10 protein-coding genes are annotated in these 11,511 nt (G+C 37.0%); all 10 read left to right on the top strand.

The genetic code is table 11. The annotated features are described in order from the left end of the window. Nucleotides 1-1,122 precede the first annotated feature (1,122 nt). The 10 genes from rpmH (at nucleotide 1,123) to MKY65_RS23080 (ending at nucleotide 11,247) form a co-directional block, all read left to right on the top strand. Nucleotides 1,123-1,257, top strand: coding sequence for a 50S ribosomal protein L34 (gene rpmH, locus MKY65_RS23125; protein ID WP_042528652.1), 135 nt, complete (start codon nucleotides 1,123-1,125; stop codon nucleotides 1,255-1,257). A 153-nt stretch (nucleotides 1,258-1,410) separates the two neighbouring features. After that, the gene (rnpA, locus tag MKY65_RS23120; RefSeq protein WP_193063771.1) at nucleotides 1,411-1,758 is read left to right on the top strand and encodes a ribonuclease P protein component; all 348 of its coding nucleotides are present in this window, start codon (nucleotides 1,411-1,413) and stop codon (nucleotides 1,756-1,758) included. Between the two features lie 82 nt (nucleotides 1,759-1,840). Then, entirely contained in the window at nucleotides 1,841-2,599 is a 759-nt protein-coding gene (yidC, locus tag MKY65_RS23115) for a membrane protein insertase YidC (RefSeq protein WP_042528655.1), read from the top strand. 217 nt (nucleotides 2,600-2,816) lie between these two features. Continuing rightward, entirely contained in the window at nucleotides 2,817-3,428 is a 612-nt protein-coding gene (jag, locus tag MKY65_RS23110) for an RNA-binding cell elongation regulator Jag/EloR (RefSeq protein ID WP_193063769.1), read from the top strand. Between the two features lie 284 nt (nucleotides 3,429-3,712). Then, on the top strand, nucleotides 3,713-5,089 hold the full coding sequence (gene mnmE / locus MKY65_RS23105; RefSeq protein WP_339181216.1) for a tRNA uridine-5-carboxymethylaminomethyl(34) synthesis GTPase MnmE: 1,377 nt from the start codon (nucleotides 3,713-3,715) through the stop codon (nucleotides 5,087-5,089). A gap of 34 nt (nucleotides 5,090-5,123) precedes the next feature. Further along, nucleotides 5,124-7,010, top strand: coding sequence for a tRNA uridine-5-carboxymethylaminomethyl(34) synthesis enzyme MnmG (gene mnmG / locus MKY65_RS23100; RefSeq protein WP_339181213.1), 1,887 nt, complete (start codon nucleotides 5,124-5,126; stop codon nucleotides 7,008-7,010). Between the two features lie 267 nt (nucleotides 7,011-7,277). Then, entirely contained in the window at nucleotides 7,278-7,994 is a 717-nt protein-coding gene (gene rsmG, locus MKY65_RS23095) for a 16S rRNA (guanine(527)-N(7))-methyltransferase RsmG (RefSeq protein ID WP_339181210.1), read from the top strand. A 528-nt stretch (nucleotides 7,995-8,522) separates the two neighbouring features. Beyond that, nucleotides 8,523-9,380: a nucleoid occlusion protein gene (noc, locus tag MKY65_RS23090; RefSeq protein WP_193063765.1), complete on the top strand. Its 858-nt coding sequence runs from the start codon at nucleotides 8,523-8,525 to the stop codon at nucleotides 9,378-9,380. 273 nt (nucleotides 9,381-9,653) lie between these two features. Beyond that, nucleotides 9,654-10,427, top strand: coding sequence for an AAA family ATPase (locus tag MKY65_RS23085; protein ID WP_339181206.1), 774 nt, complete (start codon nucleotides 9,654-9,656; stop codon nucleotides 10,425-10,427). Next, the gene (locus tag MKY65_RS23080) at nucleotides 10,408-11,247 is read left to right on the top strand and encodes a ParB/RepB/Spo0J family partition protein (RefSeq protein ID WP_042528669.1); all 840 of its coding nucleotides are present in this window, start codon (nucleotides 10,408-10,410) and stop codon (nucleotides 11,245-11,247) included. Before MKY65_RS23085 ends, MKY65_RS23080 begins: the two co-directional genes overlap by 20 nt. Nucleotides 11,248-11,511: the final 264 nt, after the last annotated feature.

Raw genomic sequence — 11,511 nt, 5'->3', positions numbered from 1 at the left:
AGTTACTTTCACTCCTTTCAATCTGAGTTAGGAAATAGGCTTAACAGCTGACAGCAATAAAAAAGAATCAACCAGCGAATTCCATTAATGTTCATCATAGAAATTCATATTTAAGGACGCTTCCGCCCTGTGCGAGCTGTTTCTCGACCAAAATGGAGAGAAGGCAGCGCATAGTTCCTTTTTCCGAACTTCTATTCAGAAGAAAAAAGCCTCTCTCAATCTATTTCATGTATTAGATGGAAAGGCAGACGTATTAAAATTAAAAAAAGCGCTGTGGATAAACAAAAAAGAAATCATATATACGGTTAAATACGAATATAAAAGGTAATTACATTATACTATTAAAGCTAATTCCAAATAAAATATGACATATATAAACGCTATCCACAACTTTGTAGAAAACTTTATCAATAATCAGTGGAAAGAATATCCACATCTTATCCACAATCTGTGAATAAGATTTATTTGCGAAATGATTTCCACAAACTAAAACATAAATATAATACCAAATAAAACCGAATAAATCAATGGCTTTTAAATAGTTATCCACATATTCTATCTGTTGTGTGTTTTGCTTATAAACAACACTGTATTTTGTGATTATCCTGTTTATTTTTTGTGTGGATAGAAAAAAAGAAAGGAAATATATCCGATAAAAGATGTGGATAATAAGAGTGATTTCTAAAATAGAAATTCCGTGCTGGCTGTATTAATTTCTGTACTATTTTTGGAGGACACTAAAATCAATGATTAAGCTGACTTGATGTTAAAGCAAGGTGATTAGTGGAAGAAGTAAAATTAGAAGGAATAAAGAGGATTTTATATGGAAAGGAATATATCAGCATGGTAATAATGAAAATGTGTGGAAGAGGATATGATTAATCTTTACACGATTGCTTGTCGCAGCGAACGCGAAATGATAAAATTTTATTTCACCTTTATATAGCAGTTAAAATGTCCACCGAAAAATGTGTGAGGAATAAAGATCGTTAGAATTTTATTAAATACCCGGTTGACAAAATCAATCATTTTTTCGTATAATATCAAGGACTGTCTAAAGGATAAGTTATAAGCTATTTTAGTTTAAATATGAACTTGGAGATTCCAAGGAGGTGCACACTCATGAAAAGAACGTTTCAACCAAATAACCGCAAACGTAAAAAAGTTCACGGCTTTCGCACGCGTATGAGCACAAAAAATGGTCGTCATATCTTGGCTCGTCGTCGTCGCAAAGGACGTAAAGTTTTATCTGCATAAGCCACTGACAACTATCAGTGGTTTTTTTTCTGTATTTTAGAGGATATGCTTATTCACATAAGGATTACATATTTTATGCTGATAAAAATGGACAAGTTAGCTGAAACAAGATGAATAGAAGATGTATGCGGGTTAAATTAAAAGGTGATGACGGTGAAAAAACAATTTCGGATAAAAAAAAATGAAGAATTTCAGGCAACATTTAAACATGGGAATTCTTTCGCAAATAGGCAGCTGGTTATTTATTATAAAAAGAAAGATAATCAGGATCATTTTCGGATAGGTCTGTCTGTCGGGAAAAAAATAGGAAATGCCGTTGTCAGGAATCGGATTAAAAGGTTGTTGCGAGCGTCTTTTCAAGAGTTAGAGCAAGATATAAAACCTTGTTATGATATTGTAATCATTGCCAGAAACCCAACGAAAACAATGAGTTACGAGATGATGAAAAAAAGTCTTTCGCATTTACTATATAAAGAAAAATTATTTAAGCATTTCAAGTAAGAACAAGTTTAGGATAGAATTCGCAATGTAAATAAGCTAAAATAGCAATTATAAGCGTTGGTAATATTAAGGAGGAAATGTTTTGCGTAGAAAATACGGGATATTAGTCACATTTCTCGTGTTAGCGGTTTTTTTAGCTGGGTGTACCCAAATCGATGAACCGATTACACCTGAAAGTGAAGGAATATGGAATACAATCTTTGTTTACCCATTATCATGGTTTATAACAATGATTGCAGAATTTTTAAATGAAAACTATGGACTGGCAATTATTTTGGTAACAGTAGTTATCCGTTTACTCTTAGTACCATTAAATGTAAAACAGATCAAAAGCACGAGGGCAATGCAGGAAGTGCAGCCGCAATTACAGGAACTTCAGAAAAAGTATGCGTCTAAGGATGCGAATACACAGCAGAAATTACAGCAGGAAACGATGCAATTATTCCAAAAGAATGGGGTTAATCCTTTAGCAGGTTGTTTACCGATTCTTGTACAGATGCCAATATTTATTGCAATGTATCATGCAATCAGACGTACGACAGAAATTGCTACACATGATTTTCTCTGGTTCCAGCTTGGAACACCAGATTTTGTTTTACCGATTCTGACAGCGCTGTTTACGTTCTTACAGCAGAAATTAATGATGTCTACGAACTCCGCAGCAAACAGTAATCCGCAAATGCGTTTACAGCTGCAGATTATGCTTTATGTCATGCCGATCATGATTGGTGTTATGGCATTCTTCTTCCCGGCAGCATTGGCGTTGTACTGGGTAACAGGTAACATATTTATGGTATTCCAGACACTTCTTATTAATAAGCCGATGATGTCAAAAAAATAATTTTTAAAATGGGGGAAGAAATTCCCCCATTATTTATAAGAAAAATAGTTAAATATTTTGCATTTTTAAAAAATCTATATGAATTCATAAAAAGTCCTGGCTACAGTACTTAATCAGAAGATATAGCAGCCGTTTTCCCTCACAAAAGCATATATCATTTTTTGCCAAGTAAGGGAAATTACGGATAATCATGCTGTGATTAATGGAGGGGAAGCGATTGAGAGAAGTAACTGCAAGTGGTCAAACCGTTGAAGAAGCGATTCAATCAGCTCTGGAGCAATTGGGAGTGGAAGAGAATCAAGTAGATGTTGAGGTCATTGATGAAGGCAAAAGAGGAATGTTTGGTATATTTGGGTCCAAGCGTGCTTATGTAAAAGTAACGGTCGCAAAGGATCCAGTTGAAGAAACAGCTCAATTTATCAAAGAAGTTACTAGCAACATGAATCTCTCAGTAAAAGTAGAAACCGAAATAAAGGGAAACCATGTAACGTATACGATGCATCATGAAAATATTGCGAAGCTTATCGGAAAACGGGGCCAGACTTTAAATGCGCTGCAATATTTAGTTCATTTAGTCATCAATAAACAGAATGATACGTACTATACGGTAACCTTAGATGCAGAGGGCTACCGCGCGAGAAGAAAAGAAACATTAGAATCACTCGCTTTAAAAATGGGAGATAAAGCACAGAAAACGAAGAAAAAAGTGGTACTGGAGCCGATGCCGGCATTTGAACGTAAAATTATTCATAGTGTCCTGCAGGATAAGCAGGTTTCTACTTATTCTGACGGCGTCGAGCCGCATCGTCATATTGTTATAAAACCATAGATAAAAGGAAAGCCAGGGAGATTAAAATCTTTCTGGCTTTTCTTTTATATTTTAATCAACTTTCGCACCTAATAATAAGTATATATATCTTGCTATCCTGGCAGGAAGAGAATGATTAAATAGTGTTATGCACATGTGGATAACAAGGGGTTGAAAATAAACAAAACTATTTTTGTGGATAAGTTTCTTTTTTTCTAAAACTATGTTATTCTTGATTGTTAGTGATAATAAAAATTAACGAATTAATTATAGATATAGAATGAAGGGAAGGCAGGTGAATAAGTATGGATACAGATACAATAGCAGCGATATCCACTCCAGTAGGTGAAGGGGCGATTGCAATTGTGCGTCTAAGCGGACCGGAAGCAATTCCGTTAGCCTCAGATGTGTTTGAAGGAAAGAGCCTGAAAGAGGCAGATTCCCATACGATTCATTATGGGAAAGTGATTGATCCGGAAACAAAGGAATTAGCAGAAGAGGTTATGGTTTCCGTGATGCGTGCTCCGAAAACCTTCACCCGTGAAGATATTGTTGAGATTAATTGTCATGGCGGATTGGTTTCCGTGAATCGTGTGTTAGAGATTATGCTGGCAAAAGGAGCACGTCTGGCCGAGCCGGGCGAGTTCACTAAACGTGCCTTTTTAAATGGCCGCATTGATTTATCACAAGCGGAAGCAGTGATGGACTTAATCCGTGCGAAGACAGATAAAGCAATGAATGTAGCATTAAAACAAATGGATGGCCGCCTGTCGAAGCTTATTCAGACGTTAAGGCAAGAATTACTGGAAACCGTTGCCCATGTAGAGGTAAATATCGATTATCCAGAGTATGATGATGTTGAGGAAATGTCGCACACCTTGATGGAGGAAAAGACCAAAGAGGTGGGAAAAGAAATAGAGAAGCTGCTGGAAGTTGCATCGCAAGGTAAAATTTTGCGTGAGGGCTTAGCAACGGCTATTATTGGACGTCCAAATGTCGGCAAGTCTTCCTTAATGAATACCTTGGTGCAGGAAAATAAAGCCATTGTTACAGAAGTTCCAGGGACAACGCGTGATATTATTGAAGAATACGTGAATGTCCGCGGAGTGCCTTTACGTTTAGTAGATACAGCTGGAATCCGGGAAACAGAGGATATAGTAGAGCGTATCGGTGTGGATCGTTCCAGACAGGTATTGAAGGAATCTGATTTAATTTTATTTGTATTAAATTATAACGAAGCTTTGAGCGAGGAAGATAAAAAATTATTTGAAGCTGTGCAAGGTTTAGAGTATATTGTCATCATCAATAAGACAGACTTAGAGCAGAAGTTAGATTTAGAAGAAGTACGGAAATTTGCAGAAGGGAAGCCTGTCGTGACAACTTCCTTAATTGAAGAGCAGGGTATTGATCAGCTGGAGCAGGCAATTGCCAATACCTTCTTTTCTGGTGAAGTAGATACAGGAGATTTAACGTATGTATCCAATGTGCGTCATATCCAGCTGTTAAAACAGGCAAAACAGGCATTGGATGATGCTCGCGAGGCGATTGAGCTTGGCATGCCGATGGATATTGTGCAAATTGATGTGACACGTTCATGGGAGTTTATGGGGGAAATTATTGGCGATACAGCAAGTGACAGCTTGATTGATCAGTTATTCTCTCAGTTCTGCTTAGGAAAATAATGGATATGTTTATATAAAGGAAAGGAAGAAAAAAATGACTTACAACGCAGGAAATTATGATGTCATTGTTGTTGGAGCCGGTCATGCTGGAATAGAAGCAGCGCATGCTTCTGCCCGTATGGGGGCAAAAACATTAATGCTGACATTGAACTTAGATATGATTGCATTTATGCCCTGTAACCCATCCATTGGTGGTCCTGCCAAAGGAATTGTTGTACGGGAAATCGATGCGCTTGGCGGAATTATGGGGAAAATCATTGATAAAAGCTATATCCAAATGCGGATGCTGAATACTGGAAAGGGACCAGCTGTACAAGCATTACGTGCACAGGCTGATAAACCAGTATATATGCAGGAAGTAAAGAATCTGGTTGAAAATGAAGAGAACTTAACGGTCCGCCAAGGAATGGTAAACTCGCTTATCGTAGAGGACGGCATTTGTAAGGGAGTTATTACAGAAACAAAAGCAGCTTATTATGCTGAATCGGTTATTGTAACTACCGGAACATTTATGCGCGGGAAAGTGCTGATGGGCGATTTAGAATATGAAAGTGGCCCAAATAATCAGCGTGTATCCATTAAGCTGTCAGAGAATCTGGAGGAATTAGGTTTTAACTTAACACGTTTTAAAACAGGCACACCTCCACGTGTAAACAGCCATACAATTGATTATTCTCAAACAGAAATTCAGCCTGGGGATGAGAATCCGAAAAGCTTCTCTTATGAAACAACAGAAGTGATTGAAGATCAAATTCCTTGCTGGTTAACGTATACGAATGAATTTACACATGAAGTAATTAATGAAAATCTGACGTTATCTGCCATGTATTCTGGCATGAAGCGGGGAACCGGACCAAGATATTGTCCGTCAATTGAGGATAAAATCGTTCGTTTTAATGATAAGCCCCGACATCAAATTTTCTTAGAACCAGAAGGCAGAAATACAGAAGAGGTTTATGTACAAGGGCTATCAACTTCCTTGCCGGAGTCTGTGCAGCATGAAATGGTAAAATCTGTTCCAGGTCTGGAAAATGCAGAAATTATGCGTGCCGGCTATGCGATTGAATACGATGCGGTAGTTCCGACACAGCTGTGGCCGACATTGGAAACCAAACGCTTGCCTGGATTATTCACTGCCGGTCAAATTAACGGAACTTCAGGTTATGAAGAAGCAGCTGGTCAAGGCTTAATGGCCGGCATGAACGCAGCAGCAAAAGTAACTGGCAAAGAACCGATTATCTTAGATCGTTCCCAAGCGTATATCGGCGTGATGATTGATGATCTCGTAACGAAAGGAACAAATGAACCTTATCGCTTACTGACATCACGTGCAGAATACCGCTTATTGCTTCGTCATGATAATGCAGATCTACGTCTTACCGATATTGGCTACGGCTATGGGCTAATTTCTGATGAAAGATATGCTGCTTTCACAGCGAAGAAAGAGCAGGTGGAAGCAGAAAAGAAACGTTTAAATAAAATCGTGGTCAAGCCAACGGAAGAAATACAAAACGTGATGAAATCCGCGGGTGCTGCACCGATGAAAGAAGCAGTTAAAGCATATGATTTATTAAAACGTCCTGAATTAACGTATGAATATGTCGAGCAAATGATTGAAACAGACGAGAATATCAGTGATGATGTAAAAGAACAGGTAGCGATTCAAATCAAATATGAAGGCTATATTAAAAAAGCAAAAGAGCAAGTAGCGAGAATGCTGAAAATGGAAGACAAGAAAATACCAGCAGATATCGATTATAATGCTATCAATGGTATTGCTACAGAAGCGATTGAAAAATTAAAAAAGGTACGACCGCTTTCTGTTGGTCAAGCATCCAGAATTTCCGGAGTAAACCCGGCAGATATCTCTATTTTGCTCGTTTATATTGAACAAGGAAATATTGCCCGAATTGCAAATTAAAATAAGAAAATAGCGGCGTTATCCATACGTCGCTATTTTTCTAAATAATATACAGCGCTTTCTATTTTGATGTATCGATAATATTGATGCAGCAGGGGAGGGAGTCACCCCTGGATGAATAAAAAAAAGAATACATAAGACTCTCGAGTGATTGATATAAGTTGAAATCTTTATTTCAACTTATATATAAAGATAAATGATGCTTGATATTGAATTTATTTTTAACAATCAGATGACCAAATACGAATGAAAGAAAAGGAGACTATAATGAAGCCAGAACAATTTGTCCAAGCATTGGGAGAAAAAGGAATAACATTAAATGAATCACAGCAACAAGCATTTCATCTTTATTTTCAGGAGCTTGTCGAATGGAATGAAAAAATAAATTTAACAGCAATTACAGAGGAAGAAGAAGTATATGAAAAGCATTTTTATGACTGTATTACTGCCGCTTTTCATACAGATATGACACAGAAGCTGTCTATTTGTGATATTGGTGCAGGTGCGGGCTTTCCAAGTATTCCACTGAAGATATGCTTTCCACACTTAAAGGTAACTATTATTGATTCATTGAAAAAACGAATTACATTTTTAAATCATTTAGCCAATACACTGGAATTGACTGACGTTGCTTTTTATCACGACCGTGCTGAAAATGCAGGGAAAAATGATATATTCCGCGAACAATATGATTTAGTAACGGCAAGAGCAGTAGCCAGAATGTCGGTGTTGAGTGAATTATGTCTTCCATTTGTGAAAAAAGGCGGCTATTTTGTTGCGATGAAAGGATCCCAAGCAAAAGAAGAGCTGGAAACAGGAAAAGCAGCGATTGAATTGCTTGGGGGAGAAGTAGAATCGATTGATACGTTCACACTTTCCCCTGATGCAGGAGAACGCTCTATTGTTAAAATCGCAAAGAAACGGAAGACACCAAAAAAATATCCTAGAAAAGCAGGAGTGCCAAATAAAGAACCAATTGAATAGCTACTTTTTAATCTAAAAAAAGATTCACAAACTCACAAAAAGATACGCTTTCGATTATTTAAATTCATTTTATATTTTTTCAGCGGTAGGTATGGTAAAATAGAAACTGTACATATGGACTGTTCGTTGTTGTATTTATAAAAGGATAGATGCTATTATATGAATGTTGTACAGGTGAATAAACCATCTATATAATAGTAGATGAATTCACGAAGTAATTTGGAAAGATTAATAATGTTTCACGTGAAACATTATCTTTTAATTAAGAAGTATAAATAGGAATGTTAACATAATGAAAAAGGAACTTCTGCTAAAAATTGTCCGTTTTGGCGTGACAAGAGATGCAAAAGTTACCTCAAATGTTTTCGGTGGGACGCGTAATCACGAAATCTCTTCGATGGGGCGGTTGATTACAGCCCCGAATTAAGTCTAAGTCCCGTTCTGTGAAAGCTCGTACAGCTTCGGGCTTTTATTTTTAATAGATTTGATAATGAATAGTTTGTTAATTTTAGAAGGTGGTGTCAGCAAGTGGTGAGTCCTTTTAATCGGATATTTGGAAAAAGCGATAAGGATCCAATTGATACGGAGAAGGTTTCCTATTCTTCAGATGAAGTGATTCAAATCGATATCGATAAAATTCAGGCCAATCGCTACCAGCCACGAACGATTTTTCAGGAAGAAAAGATAAAAGAATTAGCACAAACCATACACACACATGGAATGATTCAGCCAATTGTCGTTCGTAAACTAGATGAAGATTCCTTTGAGTTAATTGCAGGGGAAAGAAGATGGAGAGCAGTTCAGCATTTAGGCTGGAAACAAGTATCCGCAATTATTCGTGAAATGAGTGATACGGAAACAGCTTCTGTTGCACTTATTGAAAATCTGCAACGGGAAGAACTGACAGTAATAGAAGAAGCTATAGCATACAATAAACTGCTTGAGCTGCATGATTTGACACAGGAAGCATTAGCGCAGCGTCTTGGTAAAAACCAGTCTACAATCGCTAATAAACTGCGATTATTAAAGCTTCCGAAAGAAGTGCAGGATGCTTTATTGGAAAAATTAATAACAGAAAGACATGCACGTGCTTTAATTAAGTTAAAGGACGAAGAACAGCAGCTTTTCTTGTTAAAAGAAATTCTTGAGAAAGAATTGAATGTGAAACAAACAGAAGAGCGAATCTCTAAAATCAATGAGCCAAAAGAGGAAAAAAAGAAGCCAAAACCAAAATTCAAAGGTATTAATAAAGATGTGCGGATTGCAATGAATACAATCCGACAGTCTCTTAATATGGTGTCAGATACGGGTGTTGATGTGGAATCAGATGAACAAGAGCTCGATGATTACTATCAAATAACCATTAAAATACCTAAGCAAAAATAGCAGCAGAATGAATTAGCATACCGGCTTTTCTTTGCCCATCTTAAGATTAGATGGGTATTTTATTTTGAACACACATGATACATTTTCTCCGGTAGTATTTTGGATTGTTCTATATTAAAATTAAATTAAAAAATGCTAGAAAGCATCGTAATTTTAAAATAAATGCTATGATAGTGAATAGAGAAGTGATTGCTCAAATTTTTTGACGAAAAGAATGAAATTTCATTTTATCTGGAAAAATTTGAACAACCTCCAAGTAAGGTAGGTGTCAACATGGGAAAAATTATATCCATCGCAAATCAAAAAGGAGGCGTTGGAAAGACAACCTCATCTGTGAATGTCAGTGCTTGCTTAGCTTCATTGGGGAATAAGGTATTACTCGTTGATACAGATCCCCAAGGAAATGCAACAAGCGGGGTAGGCGTGAATAAAGCAGATGTCAGTCAATGTATCTACAATGTATTAGTAGAAGATACTCCAGCAGCAGATGTCATTGTTTCCTCAAATTTAGAGAACTTAGATATTATACCTGCAACGATTCAACTGGCAGGATCAGAAATTGAACTTGTTCCCATTATATCAAGAGAAATTCGTTTAAAAACTGCATTGAGCGAGATAAAAGACCAGTATGATTACATTATTATTGATTGTCCGCCTTCATTGGGCTTATTGACGATTAATGCATTAACTGCATCCGATACGGTTATGATTCCAGTACAATGTGAGTATTATGCATTGGAAGGCTTGAGTCAGTTATTAAATACAATACGATTAGTGCAAAAGCATTTGAATACAGAATTAATGATAGAAGGGGTTCTTTTAACGATGCTGGATGCACGTACTAATCTCGGTCTTCAAGTGATTGAAGAAGTGAAGAAGTATTTCCAAGATAAAGTATTTGAAACCATTATTCCAAGAAATGTTCGTTTAGGGGAAGCACCGAGTCATGGCCAGCCAATTATTTCTTATGATTCCAAATCTCGTGGTGCAGAGGTATATCTTGATTTAGCGAAGGAAGTGATGACAAATGCAGAGAGGGTTAGGTAAAGGAATTAACGCGTTGTTTCCAGAAGCTGAAAAAGACAGTAAAGATAATGTGCAGGAAATTGAATTATCTCATTGTCGTCCCAATCCTTATCAGCCAAGGAAGAGCTTTCAGGCAGATTCTATTGAAGAGCTAAAAGACTCGATTAAAGAGTACGGTGTTATTCAGCCGATTATTGTACGGAAAAGTCTTAAAGGTTTTGAAATTGTTGTCGGGGAAAGAAGATGCCGGGCAGCAAAAGAAGCTGGACTAGAGACAATTCCTGCTATTGTCCGTGAATTGACAGATGAACGCATGATGGAAATTGCGTTACTAGAAAACTTGCAACGTGAGAACCTGACTCCAATTGAAGAAGCACAAGCCTACGCTAATTTAGTAGACAGGCTGAATATTACGCAGCACGTCCTGGCTGAAAGATTAGGGAAAAGCCGTTCCCATATTGCGAATATGATTCGTTTATTATCCTTGCCCGAGGAAGTAATTGCTCATATTAATAATGGTGAGTTGTCCATGGGACATGGACGGGCACTACTTGGGTTAAAAGAACAGGAAGCGATGCTTGCTGTAGCCAATAAAATACGCAATGAGAAGTTAAATGTGCGGCAGGCAGAAAAGCTTATTATCGCTATGAACGAAAAACAAGTGAAACAACAGAAGAAGAAGCCGAAAAAGGATGTATTTATCCAGGAAAGAGAAACGGTGCTTCGTGATACGCTTGGCACAGCTGTTCATATTCATAAAGGAAAGAAAAAAGGTAAAATTGAAATTGAATTTTACAATGACGATGATTTAAATCGCATTTTGGAATATCTGGAAAAATAGGAAATAGCCGATACACTGCAAATAAGCAGTGTATCGGCTATTTTTTTGTTATCGTCGTAAACAAGTTAGGTGTAGATGGAATAAAAGAAGCCATTTTGACAAAAAATGAAACGGACTTATTTTATATGCTGGGAATATATAGTAAATAAAATTTCTGATGCTTAGGAAAGTTAGCTTTAGCCTAATAAGCTAGGCCTCAATATTTACGTATCCTGCTCAAAATGTAATTGCAGAGACTGTAAATTCGATTTACTGTTTGCATAT

The organism is Oceanobacillus sp. FSL W7-1293 (assembly GCF_037969815.1).
GTDB lineage: Bacteria > Bacillota > Bacilli > Bacillales > Amphibacillaceae > Oceanobacillus > Oceanobacillus oncorhynchi.
This window is presented reverse-complemented; position numbering and strand designations above follow the sequence as displayed.

Excerpts from the sequence above, each read along its gene's own strand:
- rpmH (WP_042528652.1), top strand. The coding sequence starts at position 1,123 with ATGAAAAGAACGTTTCAACCAAATAACCGCAAACGTAAAAAAGTTCAC.
- mnmE (WP_339181216.1), top strand. The coding sequence starts at position 3,713 with ATGGATACAGATACAATAGCAGCGATATCCACTCCAGTAGGTGAAGGG.
- rsmG (WP_339181210.1), top strand. The coding sequence starts at position 7,278 with ATGAAGCCAGAACAATTTGTCCAAGCATTGGGAGAAAAAGGAATAACA.
- mnmG (WP_339181213.1), top strand. The coding sequence starts at position 5,124 with ATGACTTACAACGCAGGAAATTATGATGTCATTGTTGTTGGAGCCGGT.
- MKY65_RS23080 (WP_042528669.1), top strand. The coding sequence starts at position 10,408 with ATGCAGAGAGGGTTAGGTAAAGGAATTAACGCGTTGTTTCCAGAAGCT.
- MKY65_RS23085 (WP_339181206.1), top strand. The coding sequence starts at position 9,654 with ATGGGAAAAATTATATCCATCGCAAATCAAAAAGGAGGCGTTGGAAAG.